The organism is Pseudomonas sp. LB3P58 (assembly GCF_054897895.1).
In genome coordinates this window covers 3,217,914-3,235,665 of the sequence record NZ_JBUBVE010000001.1, presented here as the reverse complement: position 1 = coordinate 3,235,665, position 17,752 = coordinate 3,217,914, and the positions used below count along the sequence as shown (strand labels likewise).

The 17,752-nt window shown below is 58.5% G+C and carries 18 protein-coding genes; 10 read left to right on the top strand and 8 right to left on the bottom strand.

Annotation, left to right across the window (positions count from 1 at the left end):
- Position 1: 1 nt before the first annotated feature.
- From ACYZTZ_RS14950 to ACYZTZ_RS14940, 3 genes are read left to right on the top strand one after another with little or no spacing between them, the layout of a single operon-like run.
- Positions 2–850 (top strand): hypothetical protein, encoded by an 849-nt coding sequence (locus ACYZTZ_RS14950; RefSeq protein ID WP_461998766.1) that lies wholly within the window; start codon positions 2–4, stop codon positions 848–850.
- Between the two features lie 6 nt (positions 851–856).
- Positions 857–1,972, top strand: a complete 1,116-nt coding sequence (locus ACYZTZ_RS14945; protein WP_056745169.1) for an HlyD family secretion protein — start codon at positions 857–859, stop codon at positions 1,970–1,972.
- A gap of 3 nt (positions 1,973–1,975) precedes the next feature.
- Complete coding sequence (locus ACYZTZ_RS14940) at positions 1,976–2,923, top strand: NAD-dependent epimerase/dehydratase family protein (RefSeq protein WP_461998765.1); 948 nt, start codon at positions 1,976–1,978, stop codon at positions 2,921–2,923.
- Here ACYZTZ_RS14940 and ACYZTZ_RS14935 read toward each other — a convergent pair.
- Positions 2,895–3,155, bottom strand: coding sequence for a hypothetical protein (locus ACYZTZ_RS14935; protein ID WP_046049286.1), 261 nt, complete (start codon positions 3,153–3,155; stop codon positions 2,895–2,897). The genes ACYZTZ_RS14940 and ACYZTZ_RS14935 overlap by 29 nt on opposite strands.
- Positions 3,156–3,591: 436 nt before the next feature.
- On the opposite strand from ACYZTZ_RS14935, the gene ACYZTZ_RS14930 reads away from it, so the two are divergent.
- Positions 3,592–4,677: a hypothetical protein gene (locus ACYZTZ_RS14930; RefSeq protein ID WP_461998764.1), complete on the top strand. Its 1,086-nt coding sequence runs from the start codon at positions 3,592–3,594 to the stop codon at positions 4,675–4,677.
- 2 nt (positions 4,678–4,679) lie between these two features.
- A complete protein-coding gene (locus ACYZTZ_RS14925; protein WP_008151812.1) occupies positions 4,680–5,033 on the top strand; it encodes a DUF1428 domain-containing protein in 354 nt (117 codons plus the stop codon).
- Positions 5,034–5,047: 14 nt separating this feature from the next.
- On the opposite strand, the gene ACYZTZ_RS14920 is transcribed toward ACYZTZ_RS14925, so the two are convergent.
- A complete protein-coding gene (locus tag ACYZTZ_RS14920) occupies positions 5,048–5,242 on the bottom strand; it encodes a hypothetical protein (protein ID WP_033056474.1) in 195 nt (64 codons plus the stop codon).
- A gap of 59 nt (positions 5,243–5,301) precedes the next feature.
- On the opposite strand from ACYZTZ_RS14920, the gene thpR reads away from it, so the two are divergent.
- Positions 5,302–5,841, top strand: coding sequence for an RNA 2',3'-cyclic phosphodiesterase (gene thpR, locus ACYZTZ_RS14915; RefSeq protein WP_461998763.1), 540 nt, complete (start codon positions 5,302–5,304; stop codon positions 5,839–5,841).
- 248 nt (positions 5,842–6,089) lie between these two features.
- Here the strand turns inward: thpR and ACYZTZ_RS14910 are convergent, their stop codons facing one another.
- The 5 genes from ACYZTZ_RS14910 to ACYZTZ_RS14890 form a co-directional block, all read right to left on the bottom strand.
- Positions 6,090–7,187, bottom strand: coding sequence for a polyamine ABC transporter substrate-binding protein (locus ACYZTZ_RS14910; RefSeq protein WP_461998762.1), 1,098 nt, complete (start codon positions 7,185–7,187; stop codon positions 6,090–6,092).
- A gap of 69 nt (positions 7,188–7,256) precedes the next feature.
- Positions 7,257–8,141 (bottom strand): ABC transporter permease subunit, encoded by an 885-nt coding sequence (locus tag ACYZTZ_RS14905; protein WP_347804263.1) that lies wholly within the window; start codon positions 8,139–8,141, stop codon positions 7,257–7,259.
- Positions 8,138–9,019 (bottom strand): ABC transporter permease subunit, encoded by an 882-nt coding sequence (locus tag ACYZTZ_RS14900; RefSeq protein ID WP_162247457.1) that lies wholly within the window; start codon positions 9,017–9,019, stop codon positions 8,138–8,140. Before ACYZTZ_RS14900 ends, ACYZTZ_RS14905 begins: the two co-directional genes overlap by 4 nt.
- Positions 9,020–9,048: 29 nt before the next feature.
- Entirely contained in the window at positions 9,049–10,191 is a 1,143-nt protein-coding gene (gene potA, locus ACYZTZ_RS14895; RefSeq protein ID WP_046049293.1) for a polyamine ABC transporter ATP-binding protein, read from the bottom strand.
- Positions 10,192–10,560: 369 nt separating this feature from the next.
- Complete coding sequence (locus tag ACYZTZ_RS14890) at positions 10,561–11,322, bottom strand: gamma-glutamyl-gamma-aminobutyrate hydrolase family protein (RefSeq protein ID WP_461998761.1); 762 nt, start codon at positions 11,320–11,322, stop codon at positions 10,561–10,563.
- Positions 11,323–11,602: 280 nt separating this feature from the next.
- Here ACYZTZ_RS14890 and ACYZTZ_RS14885 point away from each other — a divergent pair, with 280 nt between their 5' ends.
- The 4 genes from ACYZTZ_RS14885 to ACYZTZ_RS14870 all read left to right on the top strand — a co-directional run bounded on the left by ACYZTZ_RS14885 (position 11,603) and on the right by ACYZTZ_RS14870 (position 17,062).
- Complete coding sequence (locus ACYZTZ_RS14885; RefSeq protein WP_415756690.1) at positions 11,603–12,979, top strand: glutamine synthetase family protein; 1,377 nt, start codon at positions 11,603–11,605, stop codon at positions 12,977–12,979.
- Positions 12,980–13,185: 206 nt separating this feature from the next.
- On the top strand, positions 13,186–14,676 hold the full coding sequence (locus tag ACYZTZ_RS14880; RefSeq protein WP_461998760.1) for an aldehyde dehydrogenase: 1,491 nt from the start codon (positions 13,186–13,188) through the stop codon (positions 14,674–14,676).
- 52 nt (positions 14,677–14,728) lie between these two features.
- Positions 14,729–16,015 carry an NAD(P)/FAD-dependent oxidoreductase gene (locus tag ACYZTZ_RS14875; protein ID WP_461998759.1) on the top strand — a complete coding sequence of 429 codons (1,287 nt, stop codon included), beginning with the start codon at positions 14,729–14,731 and terminating at the stop codon, positions 16,013–16,015.
- 498 nt (positions 16,016–16,513) lie between these two features.
- Entirely contained in the window at positions 16,514–17,062 is a 549-nt protein-coding gene (locus tag ACYZTZ_RS14870) for a cupin domain-containing protein (RefSeq protein ID WP_007895886.1), read from the top strand.
- A gap of 48 nt (positions 17,063–17,110) precedes the next feature.
- Here the strand turns inward: ACYZTZ_RS14870 and ACYZTZ_RS14865 are convergent, their stop codons facing one another.
- The gene (locus ACYZTZ_RS14865; protein WP_461998758.1) at positions 17,111–17,740 is read right to left on the bottom strand and encodes a hypothetical protein; all 630 of its coding nucleotides are present in this window, start codon (positions 17,738–17,740) and stop codon (positions 17,111–17,113) included.
- Positions 17,741–17,752 lie beyond the last annotated feature (12 nt).

Below are 17,752 nucleotides of genomic sequence, written 5' to 3'. Positions count from 1 at the left end.
TATGCGATCGATACTTCTGCTGCTGACGCTGTCGTTGCCCCCGACGATACTGGCCGCACAACCCCTTTCGGTTCAGGCGGTGGGGGCGCCGTCGAGCCAATGGTCCCAGGCCAGCTATGTCTGGGACAGCGAAGCGTTGCTCGATCCCGATCAACGTAAGGCGGAGCTCGAGCAACTGCGTAAAGCCGGGATGGACAAGATCTACCTTGGCCTCAAGTCCGCCCAGTTGAAAGACCTTGCAACGACGCGCCAACGGCTGGAGCAATTGCTGCAGGACGCGGCCGGCAAGGGGGTGCAAGTCAGCCTGTTGCTCGGCGATTCGGCCTGGATCGAACCGCAGGACCGCCATCAGCTCACCGATTTACTGGCCAAGCTGAAGGGGCTTTCATTCACCAGCCTGCACCTGGACCTGGAACTCGAACAACTGGGCGTGCCGGTCCCGGATCAGCGCGTGAAAGACTTGCTCGACACCTTGCGCGCCGCCTCCGCAGCCAGCCCTTGGCCGGTAGAGATTTCCAGCCACCATCGCTGGTTCGCTGAGGCAAAACCCGGAAAAACCTGTCTGCCGTGCGCGCTTCCCGAGGCGGGCGTGCGTCAGGTCAGCTTGATGATCTACACCCGTAACCCGAAAAACAGCGCACGAATGGCAGAACAGATCGCCCAACGTTGGCCTGATCTGCAGTTTCGCCTGGCGCAAAGCACGGAGCCGCAACTGGATGCCACAGAATCCTGGGCCGGCGCGTCACCTGAGCAGTTGCAGCACCAGACCAGTGTCTGGCGCGAACAGCTGCAACCACGGGGGATTGCCGGCATTGACTGGCAAGCCTGGCGAGACTTTCCAAAACGGTGAGCCGTCATGAAGATTCGATTCGACAGTCGCAAAGAACTGAACCCCACCCAGGAACAGGGTTTGACTGTGCTCTACGCGCCGGGCAAACGCATGGCGTTTCGCGTGCGTTGGTATTTAATCCTGTTCCTGGTCGCGAGTCCCTTGCTTTGGCTGGGAGGGAAGCTGGCTTACGGCATGTTGATGATCGACGCACCGGCGCAATTGCGCCTGCCGATTCTTGAGGTGCGCGCGCGGGATGCCGGTCGGGTCGATCAGCTGTTCGTCATGGCCGGGGAGCAGGTCCAGATCGATCAGCCGTTGGTCAGTCTCGACAATCCCGAATGGCGTGCACGGCTCTCGCAGCTCGCCGCGATGCCGACCAAAACGGTGCCCACCAACAACGCCAAACTGGACACCAGGGAGCGTCAGTTGCTCAAGACCCGAGTGAGCAGGACGGAGGAGCGTGTGCAGGTGCTTGAAGACCTCGTCACATCAGGCGCCGTCTCTCGTGGAGAAGTGCTGGCAGCCCAGTCTGAACTTGATGCTTTTAAAGCCGACCTGTTGGCGTTTGAGCGCCGCGAGCAACTGGCCCGTCAGTCGCCGTTGAGCGTTGAGCGCGAGATTATTCAACAGACTGCCGAACAGCAGTGGTTGAAAACGCGCCTCGCCGCATTGTCGGTCAAGGCTGCGCAGAGCGGTCGGATTGCGGAGGTGTTGGTCACGCCCGGCGAGAACGTCGGTGCCGGTACGTTGTTGATGCGCCTTGAGCGGCTGGAAGAGCCTCTGCTGTGGATTTATCTGGAACCGCTGAATATCAGCTACGCCGCGATTGGCCAGCCGCTGCGCGTTCGTATGCCCGATGGCGAGTGGTTGGCGGCCCATGTTGTCCAGGCCGTCGACAGCGCCGGTCGCACGCCGACGGTGTTGCGTGGGCCATTCGCTGCCAGCGAAATGGGCTTGCAGGTCGCCGCCCGGTTTGATCGCCCTCTGTCGCCGCGCTGGAGAATCGATCAACTGCCGTTGAATGTGCGCTTTCCCACCGACTGGGAACAAATGCTCAGTAACAGCCGTGAATTCATCGAGCAAATAGGCGACTTCATTGCAATGGATCGAACACCCACCACTGCACCGGGGAGTAAATAAATCATGACTGCTGATCGAATTCTAGTGACGGGCGGTGCCGGTTTTATCGGTTCGCACCTGGTTGAAGCACTGCTTGAAAGTGGTTATAGCGTTCGGGTTCTGGACGATCTTTCCAGTGGAAAGTTGTCGAACTTGCCGATTGATCGCTGCCATTTGACTCTGGTGGTGGGGGATGTCGCCGACGCGCCGACGGTGGAGCGGGCGATGAAAGACTGCAGCGCGGTGGTGCATCTGGCTGCAGTGGCCTCGGTGCAGGCGTCGGTCGATGACCCGGTCGCGACTCACCAAAGCAATTTCGTCGGTACGCTGAATATCTGCGAAGCCATGCGCCAGGCCGGCGTAAGACGGGTGGTTTACGCGTCCAGTGCGGCGATCTATGGAAACAATGGCGAGGGCATGGCGATTACCGAGGATACGCCCAAGAATCCGCTGACCCCGTATGCCACCGACAAACTGGCCAGCGAACATTTCCTCGATTTTTACCGACGCCAGCATGGTCTTGAACCGGTCATTCTGCGGTTTTTCAATATTTACGGACCCCGTCAGGACCCTTCATCGCCTTACTCCGGTGTCATCAGCATTTTCAGCGAGAGGGCGCAAAAAAAACTCCCCATCACGGTTTACGGTGATGGGGAGCAAACAAGGGATTTTGTTTACGTCGATGACCTCGTAAAGGTATTGGTACAGGCGGTCGCTGAGTCAGAGCCGATTGTCGAGCCGGTCAATGTCGGGTTTAACCGGTCCACCAGCGTTAACGAACTCGTGGCGACGTTAAGCGAACTCCTGGGACGCCCCGTGACGTTGAACCACGACGCGCCGCGTTCCGGTGATATCAAACATTCACGCGCCGACAACAGTCGCCTGCTTGAGCGTTTTTCCTTGAACTCACCGACCTGTTTTACCGAGGGTCTGGGGCAGCTGCTCAGAAGTATTGATTCCGGGGGGCGGTAGCGGCGAGCTCAGTCGCCAGCAGGTGCTCCTCCAGCACATCGCTCAGGAACCGGAACTGATCATTGAGCCCGATCACTTCATTGTTGAAGTGATTGGCGGCGGACGGCATCAGCAACGCCTCGAAGTTTTTGTCGAACACCAGTTCAAACGTTTTGCGGGAAACGAATGACTGGGAATAGTAGTTGTTGCCGAACACCGCAAAGCTTACGGCCAGGGTCACGGAGTGAATCATGACGTGCGCTCCTCGGACAGGATGTACCAGGAAAAAACGCTCAGGGTGACGGCCGTCAGGGCCATGCAGGTCAGGAGATGGATAATCATGATTCGCCCCTCCGATGCGGGGTTTTGCGTTGGGTTAAGGCTGATCCTACGCTGACGGTTTTTGAGCGGAAGGCATTCGCGGCGATGGTGAATATCGACATAAGTGATGGTGGGATCATCGCTGACTGTTCCGGCCTCTTCGCGAGCAAGCCCGCTCCCACATTTGATCTTCAGTGGACACAGTATTTGTGAGCGCCGCCGGCCAAATGTGGGAGCGGGCTTGCTCGCGAAGGCGATCTGAAGAACACCCTCAACCCCAAGCGAACAAACACCGACACCTATACTCAAATTAATAGGCCTTTGAACACCGGACATCCCGTTCGGGCAAGTCTGTAGGAACCGCGATCTTGAACGTGCGTTCGCTGATCGTCGCCGTGTTGGTGGTGCTGGCGGGATGCGTCACGACTGCGCGTGCCCCGGTGGAAGTGGTGCCGGTGGTTATTTCCCAAAGCACCTGGCAGATGGTCGACCAGGAGATTGTCGCGGCGTCGCATTCGGCCACCGAGCAGACCAAAATCTACGCGCGCGGTGCCATGGATTACTGGCGGACGCGGGTCTATCAACTGACCGAAGAGAACTTCATCCCATGGTTCAGCAGTTACTGGACCCAGGAATGGCTGTCGATGAAGGTCAGCTGGTACACGCTCAGCGCCAAGGGCGAGCAAGATGCCTCGGCCAAGCGCCTGGCGGCCTATCTGCTGGAGCAATACCAAGAGCGTGTGCTGGCGCCGGTCGCGGTGGAGATCGATCCCGACGCGATTCTCGGCCTGGCCACGGCGTTCTACGTGGACATTGTTCAGGAAGAACTGCAGAAAATCTCCCAGCGTCACGGCGTGCCGATGGCTCAGCTCAATGGCCGAATCCAGAAAATCCCCGCCATCGCCCTCGGGCCGCCTCCCGCCAGGGACGCCTCGCTTTATCAGGTCGTGCACACCCAGCCGCTGAACACCTTGCCGGCCTACGCGGCGCTGATCGAGAAGATCCATAAGGCGGGCGGTGACAAGGGGGTGGGTTCGACAGACACCGCCATGGCGCCGGTGGCCAAACGCGCCAGCCAACGGATGGAAGCCGAAATGGCCCCGCGAGGGGCGGCCAGTGCAGTGGCCGCGGCGGCAGGGAAACTGGCCGGAGGACTGATTACCGTGGGCGTGGCGGGGATTCGCGCGCTTATCCAGGCCAATGACCGGCCTGACAGCGAGGCACTGATTCGCAGCAGTCTGGGTAACACGTTCGACAAAGCCTGGCTGAAGCTGGTGCAAAACCCGACGACCGGTGTGATGGCCGGTACGTTTTACATGGCGGCGCAGATCGAGGGCAATCTGGCGGGGAGCGCCGAAGTACCGTCGGTCAGTTCGGGCAGTGGATCTGTCGATTGGGGGCCGAAGGAATCGACTAACCAGCAGAACGACCCTCTACCCCCAGCAGGAGAATGACCATGTCTTACGTTGATGGCTTCATCGCAGCCGTACCCACCGCCAACCGCGAAAAATTCAAGAAACACGCCGAAACCGCCGCAGTTATTTTCAAGGAAAGCGGCGCCCTCAGCGTCGCCGAATGCTGGGGCGACGACGTCCCTGACGGCAAAGTGACCTCGTTTCCGATGGCAGTAAAACTCAAGGAAGACGAAACCGTGGTGTTTTCCTGGATCATCTGGCCCGACAAGACCACCCGCGATGCAGGCATGGAAAAACTCATGAACGATCCGCGCATGCAGCAGGACGTCAACCCGATGCCGTTCGATGGCCAGAGGCTGATCTTTGGCGGTTTCGAAATGATCGTAAAAGCCTGAAACCAACGACAGGATCACTCCGGCGTCGGGGTGATCCTGCAACTCTTGCGATTACGGATTTCGCTGTCCGTCGGCCGCTCTTTGATGAACTCGAAGCGCGGTTCACCTTCGTTGTAATGAACCAGCCAGCCCCATTCCAGCTCGGACTCATCCTGACCGGGTTTCGGTGGCACGGCCCACCATGGTTCCTTGCTGATGATCTCGCGCATGGCCCCTCCAGTTGAATCGTTTGCATGAACTATAACTTGGATGTCAGGAGGTGCCAGATATGAGCGACGAATCCCATGAGCCGTTAAAACGACTGTTTTTTGCCCTGAACTGCACGCCCGAGCAACGTCGGGCCATTGCCCAATGGCGCAGCGCACTTGAGCTCAGGAGCGGACGCCCGGTGCCGGTGGAAAACTTTCATCTGACGCTGATGTTTTTGGGCGCTGTCGAGGTGGCGAAAATCGCCGATATCTGCACGGCCGCTGCCAATGTTCGAACGCCGGGTGTGCCTTTGAGGGTTGCGCTTGATCGGCTGGATGTCTGGCGCAGGGGCGGGGTGTTGGTGCTCGCGCCGGAGCAGGCATCACCGGAGTTGCTGCGGCTGGTTTATGGGCTTGAGCAGGCCATGCTGCCGTTCGGGTTTGAGGATTCGCCGAAGGAGTTTCGACCGCACCTGACGCTGATGCGTGATTACCGAGTACCGGTGCCCGAGTCCGCGACGCCGCCCGAGTTCTATCTGCGGGCCGATCACTTCACCCTGTTCGAATCCCATAAGGGCCGCTACCGAGCGCTGGCCGAATGGCCGCTCGTTCCATCATAAAAAAAAGGCGCCCGAGGAGGGCGCCCAAATTCACCTTAACCGAGGAAGCCAGGTGAGGCCGTTCTGCAGATAGGAGTGCAGCGGTGGTAAGGCGCTGCGTGAACGGAAAACAGGAAAACACCACCGATCAAATGTGGGAGCGGGCTTGCTCGCGAAAGCGGTGGTTCAGTCCCCATCAATGTTGAATGTGACGGACCCTTCGCGAGCAAGCCCGCTCCCACATTTGATCAGTGGTGTTGCATATATTTTTACTTACCCAGCTTCACCCGCGTCCAGCCCCGGGTCATCACCCGCTGAACGCCAATCGGCATATCCGGAATGGCATACAGCGTCGCCATCACAGCCTGCGACGGATACGACCCCGGATCATCCCGAATCGCTTCATCCACCAAAGGCGTGGCCGCCGCGTTGGCGTTGCTGTAGCCAATGTTGTTGGTGATCTCGGCGATGATGTCCGGGCGCATCAGGAAGTTCATGAACAGGTAAGCGCTCTCCACGTTCGCCGCGTCCCGAGGAATCGCGACCATGTCGTAGAAACTGCCCGCGCCTTCCTTGGGAATGCTGTAGTCGACCTTCACCTTGTCGCCAGCTTCTTGGGCGCGCGCCTTGGCTTGCAGCACATCGCCGGAGTAACCAACCGCCACGCAGATATTGCCGTTAGCCAGGTCGGAGATGTATTTCGACGAATGGAAATACGCCACCGAAGGACGAATCTTCATGAACAGCGCTTCAGCTTCAGCGATCTGATCCTTGTTCTGGGAGTTCACCGGGTAGCCCAGATAGTGCAGGGCGGCCGGGAGCATTTCCGTCGGCGAATCCAGGAAACTGATGCCGCACGCTTTCAATTTCTCAGCGTTTTCCGGTTTGAACAGCAGATCCCAGGAATTGGTCGGCGCGTTGCTGCCGAGCACTTCCTTGACCTTCTCCGGGTTGAAGCCGATGCCGATCGAGCCCCACATGTACGGGAAGGCATGACCGTTGTCCGGGTCGCTGGCGGCAGCATTTTTCAGCAGGACCGGGTTGAGGTTTTTCCAGTTCGACAGCTTCGACTTGTCCAGTTCCTGATAGACGCCAGCCTTGATCTGCTTGGCCAGAAAACTGTTGGACGGCACGACAATGTCGTAGCCGGATTTGCCGGCGAGCAGCCGGGCCTCAAGGGTTTCATTGCTGTCGAACACATCGTAGGTCACGCGGATGCCGGTCTCGTCTTCGAACTTCTTGACGGTGTCCGGGGCGATGTAATCCGACCAGTTGTAGACGCGCAGTACCTTGTCATTGGCCTGGGCGCCGGTGGCAATCGCGCCCAATAAGGACAGTGTCAGCAGAGTCCTGCCAAACATTTTCATCGGTACAACTCCATTCTTTTTTTCAGCTCTTGTTATGAAAAGCATGCAAAGCCGTGAAACGCGACGGCACTAGGCCGTCGCTTCTACCATTTGCTTTTTAGGTTGCTGCCAGGATTCGCTGGCGGTCTGGTCCATCGCTTCCTGAATCGCGCGTTTACGGGTGGCTTCGGCGCGGCGGCTGAAGTACCAGACCATGAAGGTCACGATCGATACGGCGAGCAGAATCAGGCTGGCAACGGCGTTGATCTCAGGCTTCACGCCCAGACGCACCGCCGAGAACACTTCCATCGGCAGGGTCGTGGAACCCGGGCCGGACACGAAACTCGCAAGCACCAGGTCATCCAGCGACAGGGCAAACGACATCATGCCGCCGGCCGCCAGTGACGGCGCGATCATCGGAATGGTGATCAGGAAAAACACCTTGAACGGCTTCGCCCCGAGGTCCATGGCCGCTTCTTCGATGGACAGGTCCAGCTCACGTAAACGCGCCGAAACCACCACCGCCACATACGCCGCACAGAAGGTGGTGTGGGCGATCCAGATGGTGACGATGCCACGTTCCTGCGGCCAGCCAATCAACTGCGCCATGGCCACGAACAGCAGCAACAGCGACAGACCGGTGATCACTTCCGGCATCACCAACGGCGCCGTCACCAAACCACCGAACAACGTGCGGCCCTTGAAGCGAGTCACGCGAGTCAGCACAAACGCCGCCAACGTCCCCAGCGCCACCGCAGCAATCGCGGTGTAGCAGGCGATTTCCAGCGAGCGCACCACCGAACCCATCAGTTGCGAGTTATCAAGCAGGCCGGCGTACCACTTGAACGACCAGCCGCCCCATACGGTTACCAGTTTCGAGGCGTTGAACGAGTAGATCACCAGAATCAACATCGGCAGGTAGATAAACGACAAGCCGAAAATCAGCATGAACTTTGAAAATCCGAAGCGTTTCATCCCCGTGCCTCCATCTCTTTGGCCTGGCTGCGGTTGAACAGCAGAATCGGCACAATCAGGATCAACAGCATCACCACCGCCAGGGCAGACGCCACCGGCCAGTCGCGGTTATTGAAGAACTCTTGCCACAGCACGCGACCGATCATCAGGGTCTCCGGGCCGCCTAACAGCTCTGGAATCACGAACTCACCCACTACCGGAATGAACACCAGCATGCAGCCGGCAATGATGCCGTTCTTGGCCAGCGGCACGGTGATTTTCCAGAAGTTGTTGAAGTTGCTCGAACCCAAGTCCGAAGCGGCTTCCAGCAGGCTTTGATCGTGCTTGACCAGGTTGGCGTACAGCGGCAACACCATGAACGGCAGATACGCATACACCACGCCGATGTAGACGGCGGTGTTGGTGTTGAGGATCTCGATCGGGTGATCGGTCAGCCCGGTCCACATCAGGAACGCATTGAGCAAACCGTTGTTGCTGAGGATGCCCATCCACGCATAGACACGGATCAGGATCGCGGTCCAGGTCGGCATCATGATCAACAACAGCAGGACGTTTTGCGTTTCCTTGCTCGCTTTGGTGATCGCGTAGGCCATCGGGAAACCGATCACCAGGCACATCAGCGTGCTTAAAAACGCGACCTTCAACGAGCCGAAGTAGGCCGAGATGTACAGCTCATCCTGAGTCAGCAGCGAGTAGTTGCCGAGGTTCAGCAGCAGCTGAAATTTCTGCTCGGCGAAGGTGTAGATCTCCGAGTAAGGAGGAATGGCCAGGGCCGCTTCCGAGAAGCTGATCTTCATCACCAGGAAGAACGGCAGCATGAAGAACAGGAACAGCCACAGGAAAGGAATCCCGATGACGAGCTTTCGACCACTCGGCATCAGCCGCATAAACTGCTGATTGAGTGTTTTCATGAGCGCAGTACCACGCCGCTGTCGTCTTCCCACCACACGTAGACCTTGTCGTCCCAGGTCGGACGTGAACCACGGCGTTCTGCGTTGGCCATGAACGACTGCACAACCTTGCCGCCAGGCAGTTCCACGTAAAACACCGAGTGACCGCCGAGGTAGGCGATGTCATGCACCTTGCCGCTGGACCAGTTGTAGCGGGTATCCGGTTTGGTGGTGCTGACCAGCAGTTTTTCCGGGCGGATGGCGTAGGTGATCGACTTGTCTTGCACCGAGGTGCTGACGCCGTGACCGACGTAAATCTTCTGCTCCAGATCCGGGCTGTGAATGATTGCGTGACCTTCAAGGTCTTCCACAACCGTGCCGTCGAAGGCGTTCACGTTGCCGATGAATTCGCAGACCATGCGGCTGACTGGCGCCTCATAAATGTCCACCGGGCTGCCGATCTGCGCGATCCAGCCGAGGTGCATGATGGCGATGCGCTGGGCCATGGTCATGGCCTCTTCCTGATCGTGGGTCACCATCACGCAGGTCACACCGACCCGCTCGATGATCTCTACCAACTCCAGTTGCATCTGCGAACGCAGCTTCTTATCCAGCGCGCCCATCGGTTCGTCGAGCAGCAACAGCTTCGGACGCTTGGCTAGGGAGCGAGCCAGGGCCACACGTTGACGTTGACCGCCGGACAACTGATGGGGTTTGCGTTTGGCGTATTGGGTCATGTGCACCAGTCGCAGCATCTCTTCAACGCGAGCGTCGATTTCGCTGGCGGACAGACGATCCTGCTTCAGGCCGAAGGCGATGTTCTGCGCCACCGTCATGTGCGGGAACAGCGCGTAGGACTGGAACATCATGTTGATCGGCCGTTCGTACGGCGGCATGTCGGTGATGTCGACACCGTCGAGCAGAATCCGCCCTTCGGTCGGGCGCTCGAAGCCTGCGAGCATGCGCAGCAGGGTCGATTTGCCGGAACCGGAACCGCCGAGCAGGGCGAAGATTTCCCCTTGATGGATCTCAAGCGAGACATCGTCCACCGCAGTGGTTTCGTCGAATTTCTTGGTGACGCGGTCGACTTTCACCAACACCTTTTTCGATGTCTGGTGACCTTCAAGAGCCTTCCTGTAGATGCTGGAGGCGTTTGCCATGTGAAACTCCCAACAGGTTTCAGTCGTCGGGCCAACGCGGCCTGACTTAATAGTTGATTGCAAGCCCAATCCCGGTGAGCCAGTGAATCCAGCAGTGATCCCCTGTGGGAGCGAGCTTGCTCGCGATGGCGGTGTATCAGTCGACATCAATGTTGACTGACCCGCCCTCATCGCGAGCAAGCTCGCTCCCACAGGGATTTGCAGTTGATTCACTGGCCCGCACTAATCGGGCTTATTCGGCGCCGCCGTCCTGGCTGCCTGGGTCGTACTTGTTGTTATTGCAGTGTGTTGTTTTCGCGAGTCACGGATGCGCAAAGGCGCATCCGCCTGACTCTCGGGGGCAGTAAATTGAATTAGTCGTGTTTGAAGTCAGCGCTTGTTACGCAGCACCGCCCGTCGCCGGCATGCATCACCAAACGCCTGGAAAATACTCAAGTAAGGAGGATTCGACAGAACCTGCCATTCCGGGTGCCATTGCACGCCAACGGCGAAGGTCGGGCTGTGTTCAACCGAAATCGCCTCGATCAAACCGTCCGGCGCAATCGCTTCGGCGCGCAGGCCGGGCGCCAGTCGGTCGATGCCCTGGCTGTGAATCGAATTGACCTGGAACATCTGCGGCAAATCCAGTGCCTCGAACACACCGCCCGGTTGCACGTTGACCGCATGCGCCGCTGCGTATTGCACCGCCAGGTCCGGATGATTCGCTTCCCGGTGATCAAGCATGCCCGGGAGTTCGTGGACCTTCTGATGCAGGCTGCCCCCGAACGCCACGTTCATTTCCTGAAAGCCCCGGCAGATGCCGAGCACCGGAACGCCCGCCGCAATGGCCGCACGCAATAAGGGAAGAGTTGTGGCGTCCCGTTGCGGATCGTGATCCGTGCCGGGGGCGCTGTCGGGGCCTTGATAGTGGAAGGGTTCCACATTCGAGGGCGAGCCGGTCAGCAGCAGACCGTCGAGCTGCGCGAGCAGGTCATCGATTTCGGTCAGATCGCCTAAGGAAGGAATGACGACCGGCAGCCCCAAAGCCGCGACGCTGACAGCACGCAAGTACTTGTCGCCGCTGACATGGTAGGGGTGCAGGCCAATCTGTTTGACGCACGCTGTAACGCCGATCAATGGCTTGAATGCCATTTTTATCACCTCGAAGTTTCACACTTGAACGAGCTTTTCCGGAGCTTAGCCTTGTTGATTTTAATTAACAACTCTCATGTAAAAAATTCTAAACGCCGTACGTCCGATCTTCAGGGTTTACGCGGTGTGCAAGACTGATCTGGCACTCTCGTGCCCAAGAAAGGCCCGAAAATAAAGGTTGAGAGGCCAAGTGTTCGCTATTGACTTCACTTTGCCGTTCGGGTTGACTGGGCTCGCAACAAGGTAGTGAACATAATAATTAACAGCTAATAGGTGCATCATGTCGGTCCCTCTGCGTACCGTTCAACTCAACGAAGCAAACGCATTCCTTAAGAAATATCCTGAGGTTTTGTACGTCGACCTTCTGATTGCGGATATGAACGGTGTGGTGCGCGGCAAGCGCATCGAGCGCACCAGTCTTCATAAGGTTTACGAAAAAGGCATTAACCTCCCGGCGTCGCTGTTTGCTCTGGACATCAACGGTTCTACGGTGGAAAGCACCGGCCTGGGTCTGGACATCGGTGACTCAGACCGAATCTGCTTCCCCATCCCTGACACGCTCAGCATCGAGCCTTGGCAGAAGCGCCCGACCGCGCAACTGTTAATGACCATGCACGAACTCGAAGGCCAGCCGTTCTTCGCCGACCCTCGCGAAGTGTTGCGTCAGGTCGTGAGCAAGTTCGATGACATGGGCCTGACCATCTGCGCCGCGTTCGAACTCGAGTTCTATCTGATCGACCAGGACAACGTGAACGGTCGTCCGCAATCGCCACGCTCGCCGGTGTCCGGCAAACGTCCGATGTCGACTCAGGTGTACCTGATCGACGACCTGGACGAATACGTCGATTGCCTGCAAGACATCCTCGAAGGCGCGAAAGAGCAGGGCATTCCTGCCGACGCCATCGTCAAGGAAAGCGCTCCGGCGCAATTCGAAGTGAACCTGCATCACGTCAACGACCCGATCAAGGCCTGCGACTACGCGGTGTTGCTCAAGCGTCTGGTGAAGAACATCGCCTACGACCACGAGATGGACACTACCTTCATGGCCAAGCCGTATCCGGGCCAGGCGGGCAATGGTTTGCACGTGCACATTTCGATTCTCGACAAAGAAGGCAACAACATCTTTGCCAGCGAGGATCCCGAGCAGAACGCCGCACTGCGTCACGCGATCGGCGGTGTGCTCGAGACCCTGCCGGCGCAGATGGCGTTCCTCTGCCCGAACGTCAACTCGTACCGTCGCTTCGGCGCGCAGTTTTATGTGCCGAACTCGCCGAGCTGGGGCATCGACAACCGTACCGTTGCAGTACGTGTGCCGACCGGTTCGCCGGACTCCGTGCGCATCGAACACCGCGTAGCGGGCGCCGATGCCAACCCGTACTTGTTGATGGCGTCGGTCCTGGCCGGTATTCACCACGGCCTGACCAACGAAATCGAACCGGGCGCACCGGTCGAAGGCAACAGCTACGAGCAAAACGAGCAGAGCCTGCCGAACAACCTGCGCGATGCACTGCGCGAGCTGGACGACAGCGAAGTCATGGCCCGTTACATCGACCCGCTGTACATCGACGTGTTCGTGGCGTGCAAGGAAAGCGAGCTGGCCGAGTTCGAGAACTCCATCTCGGACCTTGAGTACAACTGGTACTTGCACACCGTTTGATGGGTAACACCAGATCCAGGCTGAAAACCCGATCAACTGTGGGAGCGAGCCTGCTCGCGATAGCGGCGCATCAGTCACATTGATGTCGCCTGATTCACCGCCATCGCCGGCAAGCCGGTCTCGCTCCCACAGGGGATTGCATTCCAGGTTTGAAATGACAGGCATCAGCCTGACGACTACTTATTCCTCTGCGTCGAGTCACAACCATGACAAACACTCGCAGCGACTGGGAACAACGCTTCCAGTCCTTAACAATCGAAGGCCGCGCATTCATCGACGGCCAATACTGCCCGGCACTCAGCGGCGACACCTTTGAATGCATGAGCCCGGTCGACGGCCGTTTCCTGGCCAACGTCGCCAGCACCGACGAAGCCGACGCCAATGCGGCCGTCGCCGTCGCGCGCCGCACCTTCGAATCCGGCATCTGGGCCAAACTCGCCCCCGCAGAACGCAAGCGCATCCTGATCCGCTTCGCCGACCTGATCCTGGCCAACCAGGAAGAACTCGCCCTGCTCGAAACCCTCGACATGGGCAAACCGATCAACGACTCGATGAACATCGACATCCCGGCGACCGCCAACGCGATCCGCTGGAGCGCCGAAGCCATCGACAAGATCTACGACGAAGTCGCCGCCACACCCCACGATCAACTCGGCCTCATCACCCGCGAACCTGCCGGTGTTGTAGCCGCCATCGTGCCGTGGAACTTCCCGCTGATCATGGCCAGCTGGAAGTTCGCCCCAGCCCTCGCGGCCGGCAACTCGTTCATCCTCAAGCCTTCGGAAAAGTCGCCACTGACTGCCATCCGCATCGCCCAACTGGCGCTGGATGCCGGCATCCCGAAAGGCGTGTTCAACGTCCTGCCGGGCTACGGTCACACTGTCGGCAAGGCGCTGGCGTTGCACATGGACGTCGACGTGCTGGCCTTCACCGGCTCGACCGCGATTGCCAAGCAACTGATGATCTACGCCGGCCAAAGCAACATGAAACGCGTCTGGCTCGAAGCAGGGGGGAAGAGCCCGAACGTGGTGTTCGCCGACGCGCCGGATCTGCGCGCGGCAGCACAAGCGGCGGCCGGTGCGATTGCCTTCAACCAGGGCGAAGTCTGCACCGCCGGCTCGCGCTTGCTGGTGGAACGCTCGATTCGCGAGCAGTTCATCCCGCTGCTGGTGGAAGCACTGCAAGCCTGGAAGCCGGGGCACGCCCTTGATCCAGAAACCACCGTCGGCGCGGTCGTCGATCAGCGTCAATTGGACAACGTGCTGCGCTACATCCAGATCGGTAAAGACCAGGGCGCGCAACTGATCGCTGGCGGCAGCCGCACCCTCGAAGCCACCGGTGGCCTGTACGTGGAACCGGCGATTTTCGACGGCGTGACCAACGCCATGACCATCGCCCGCGAAGAAATCTTCGGCCCGGTGCTGTCGCTGATCACCTTCGACACCGAGGAAGAAGCGCTGGCGATTGCCAACGACAGCATCTTCGGCCTGGCCGCAGGCGTATGGACCAGCAACCTCAGCAAGGCCCACACCTTCGCGCGCGGCTTGCGCGCCGGCAGCGTCTGGGTCAACCAGTACGACGGCGGCGACATGACCGCACCGTTCGGCGGGTACAAGCAGTCGGGTAACGGTCGGGACAAATCGCTGCACGCGTTCGACAAATACACCGAACTCAAAGCGACCTGGATCAAGCTCTAACACCTCTACAACGGCGGTCGCCGGCAGGTGCCAGCGGCCATCGGAGAAACGTATGAAAACAACAACACATGTAAACAGCTACTACGCCGCCACCCGCAACTTCACCGGCGATTTCCCGGTGCTCGAAGAACTGGTGGAATGCGACGTCTGCGTGATCGGCGCCGGCTACACCGGTTTGTCCTCGGCCCTGTTCCTCGCGGAAGCCGGCTACAGCGTGACCGTGCTCGAAGCCGCCAAAGTCGGTTTCGGCGCCAGCGGTCGCAACGGCGGCCAACTGGTCAACTCCTACAGCCGCGACGTCGATGTCATCGAAGAACGCTACGGCGACAAAACCGCCGAAGTCCTCGGCAGCATGATTTTCGAAGGCGCCGACATCATCCGTCAGCGCATACAACACTACGACATCCAGTGCGACTACAAGCCGGGCGGCATCTTCGCCGCGCTGAACAAGAAGCAGCTCAAAGGCCTGGCCGAGCAGAAAAGCAGCTGGGAACGCTACGGCAACAAGAACCTGAAAATGCTCGACGCGGCCGACATCAAGCGCGAAGTGGGTTGCGACAACTACGTCGGCGGTCTGCTCGACATGCAGGGCGGCCACATCCACCCGCTGAACCTGGCCCTCGGCGAAGCCTCGGCCATCATCGGCCTGGGCGGTAAAATCTACGAACAATCGGCCGCAGTGGAAATCACCTACGGCGAACCGATCACCGTGCGCACCGCCAAAGGCGTGGTCCGCGCCAAATACCTGCTGATCGCCGGCAACGCCTACCTGCCGCAAGACCTCGACAACCGCGTCACGCGCAAAAGTATGCCGTGCGGCTCGCAAATCGTCGTCACCGAACCGTTGTCCGAAAAGGTTGCGCGCAGCCTGATCAAAAACAACTACTGCGTCGAAGACTGCAACTACCTGCTCGACTACTACCGCCTCACCGCCGACAACCGCTTGCTGTACGGCGGCGGCGTGGTCTACGGCGCCCGCGAACCGGACGACATCGAACAACTGATCAAGCCGAAAATCCTCAAAACCTTCCCGCAACTGAAGGACGTGAAAATCGACTACCGCTGGACCGGCAACTTCCTGCTGACCATGTCCCGCATGCCGCAATTCGGCCGCATCGAAAAAAACGCCTACTACATGCAAGGCTACAGCGGCCACGGCGTCACCTGCTCGCACCTGGCCGGCAAACTCATCTCGGAAATGATCCGCGGCGACGCCGAACGCTTCGATGCTTTCGCTTCGTTGCCGCACATGCCCATGCTCGGCGGCCGCACCTTCCAGGCCCCACTCACCGCCATGGGCGCCGCGTACTACGCGCTGCGCGACCGGTTCGGCATCTAAGCGACACAATCCCTGTGGGAGCCAAGCTTGCTGGCGAAGACGGCCGCACAGTCAACATTGATATCGACTGACACACCGCCATCGCGAGCAAGCTCACTCCCACAGAGATCCATGGCATACACAAAATTTGCATACGACCAGAACCAACCTGTGGGAGCGAGCCTGCTCGCGAAGAGGCCATACCAGCCACTATCAATCCCACATGACACACCGCGACCTTGTGGGAGCGAGCCTGCTCGCGATGAGGCCATTCCAGTCGACATCAATCCCACCTGACACCCAGTAACCGCATCCACAATTCGCACAACCAAACCACCCAACTTCAGGCCAAAACAACCTTTTTACCCAACCATTTATCGAACCTGCTGAGCAACACCACCAAACGTGATTTAATACCCGCCTTTCAAATTTCCGGGACAGGGAAGCGGTGTTTTCGCGGCCAAAAGTCGCCCGCCATCCACCCCCATAACCCTTAAGTATTTCTCGCATAAGGCTGTCATGGACACGGGCTCACGACTCAAATTAGTACGCGAAAGCTACAAACTCTCCCAGCGCGAGCTGGCCCGGCGTAGCGGCGTCACCAATGCCACCATCTCCCTGATCGAACAAAATCGCGTCAGTCCCTCCGTCAGTTCCCTCAAAAAACTGCTTGAAGGCATTCCTATGTCTTTGGCGGACTTCTTTACCTTTGATCAGCCGCCGCGTGAGCATCAATACGTGTTCCGCGCCAACGAACAGCCGGATCTCGGTCGTCATGGGCTGCGATTGCTGCTGATTGGCGCTTCGGTGCCGAGTCGGCAGATGCGCCTTTTGCGCGAGCAGTACGCGCCTGGGGCGAGCTCGGGGGAAGAGCCGATTGTGCACTCGGAAGGAGAGGAGTGTGGGCTCGTTACGCGGGGGACGGTTGAACTGACGGTTGATGGGCAGATTAGTGTGTTGAATGCTGGGGATGGGTATTACTTTCCGACGACGTTGCCGCATCGGTTTCGGAATATTGGGGCGGATGAGGCGGAGATTATTAGTGCGAATACGCCAGCTAACTTCTGATACCTGATGATAGAAGCGGCGGGTGGCCGCTTCTCCCGTTCATACATCTCAGAGGCTTTTACTGAACCATTGTTTATCCAATTCTCTCAACGTCATTTCTGGCGTCAGTCGCAGCGCCGCTCTAAACGCCTTGATTAGTTCGGCGTAGTGGTTAGCGATGTCCTTGACCTGGCGGTTGCTATACGTTTTAACGCTGATGCCGGCGCCGTTGAGGGCCCGACGGTCCAGAACGGGGATGAGATCTATGAAGTGCGCTGCCAATAGCGCTGAAGCGTAAGACGGCCCCAGACCTCGTATTTTACTTTTCGGTTTTGTTGTTAAAGCGAGGAAGTCTGTGCAGCAACCAGTCAGTTGAGTCAGCTCCTCTTCTGTCAGATTATTCAGAGGCTTTTTCTTAAATGTTGTTTCGATGTCCTTTAGAGCAATTTCGTAGTATTTCAGCTTCGCGGGCAGCGTTGCCATCGGCTCTGTTATAGAAGCATTTCCACCCTTGAAGTTGCTTACGTGCAGGAGATCGACCAGCGAAAGCTCCCAGGTTAACTTCTTGTTGCGAATGTGCTCCTGGAAATGGGACATGGCCTCATTCAGCATCTCCCAAGTTGTTTCAGGCTTTCTCGCCATATTTGTATATTTCCAGCGCCAATGAACAACAGTAACGGAATAGATGACAGCGCTCAATCGGCCAGCGCG

Coding starts and splice junctions, on each gene's coding strand:
- ACYZTZ_RS14950 (WP_461998766.1), top strand. CDS start 2: ATGCGATCGATACTTCTGCTGCTGACGCTGTCGTTGCCCCCGACGATA.
- ACYZTZ_RS14945 (WP_056745169.1), top strand. CDS start 857: ATGAAGATTCGATTCGACAGTCGCAAAGAACTGAACCCCACCCAGGAA.
- ACYZTZ_RS14940 (WP_461998765.1), top strand. CDS start 1,976: ATGACTGCTGATCGAATTCTAGTGACGGGCGGTGCCGGTTTTATCGGT.
- ACYZTZ_RS14935 (WP_046049286.1), bottom strand. CDS start 3,155: ATGATTCACTCCGTGACCCTGGCCGTAAGCTTTGCGGTGTTCGGCAAC.
- ACYZTZ_RS14925 (WP_008151812.1), top strand. CDS start 4,680: ATGTCTTACGTTGATGGCTTCATCGCAGCCGTACCCACCGCCAACCGC.
- ACYZTZ_RS14920 (WP_033056474.1), bottom strand. CDS start 5,242: ATGCGCGAGATCATCAGCAAGGAACCATGGTGGGCCGTGCCACCGAAA.
- thpR (WP_461998763.1), top strand. CDS start 5,302: ATGAGCGACGAATCCCATGAGCCGTTAAAACGACTGTTTTTTGCCCTG.
- ACYZTZ_RS14910 (WP_461998762.1), bottom strand. CDS start 7,187: ATGAAAATGTTTGGCAGGACTCTGCTGACACTGTCCTTATTGGGCGCG.
- ACYZTZ_RS14905 (WP_347804263.1), bottom strand. CDS start 8,141: ATGAAACGCTTCGGATTTTCAAAGTTCATGCTGATTTTCGGCTTGTCG.
- ACYZTZ_RS14900 (WP_162247457.1), bottom strand. CDS start 9,019: ATGCCGAGTGGTCGAAAGCTCGTCATCGGGATTCCTTTCCTGTGGCTG.
- potA (WP_046049293.1), bottom strand. CDS start 10,191: ATGGCAAACGCCTCCAGCATCTACAGGAAGGCTCTTGAAGGTCACCAG.
- ACYZTZ_RS14890 (WP_461998761.1), bottom strand. CDS start 11,322: ATGGCATTCAAGCCATTGATCGGCGTTACAGCGTGCGTCAAACAGATT.
- ACYZTZ_RS14885 (WP_415756690.1), top strand. CDS start 11,603: ATGTCGGTCCCTCTGCGTACCGTTCAACTCAACGAAGCAAACGCATTC.
- ACYZTZ_RS14880 (WP_461998760.1), top strand. CDS start 13,186: ATGACAAACACTCGCAGCGACTGGGAACAACGCTTCCAGTCCTTAACA.
- ACYZTZ_RS14875 (WP_461998759.1), top strand. CDS start 14,729: ATGAAAACAACAACACATGTAAACAGCTACTACGCCGCCACCCGCAAC.
- ACYZTZ_RS14870 (WP_007895886.1), top strand. CDS start 16,514: ATGGACACGGGCTCACGACTCAAATTAGTACGCGAAAGCTACAAACTC.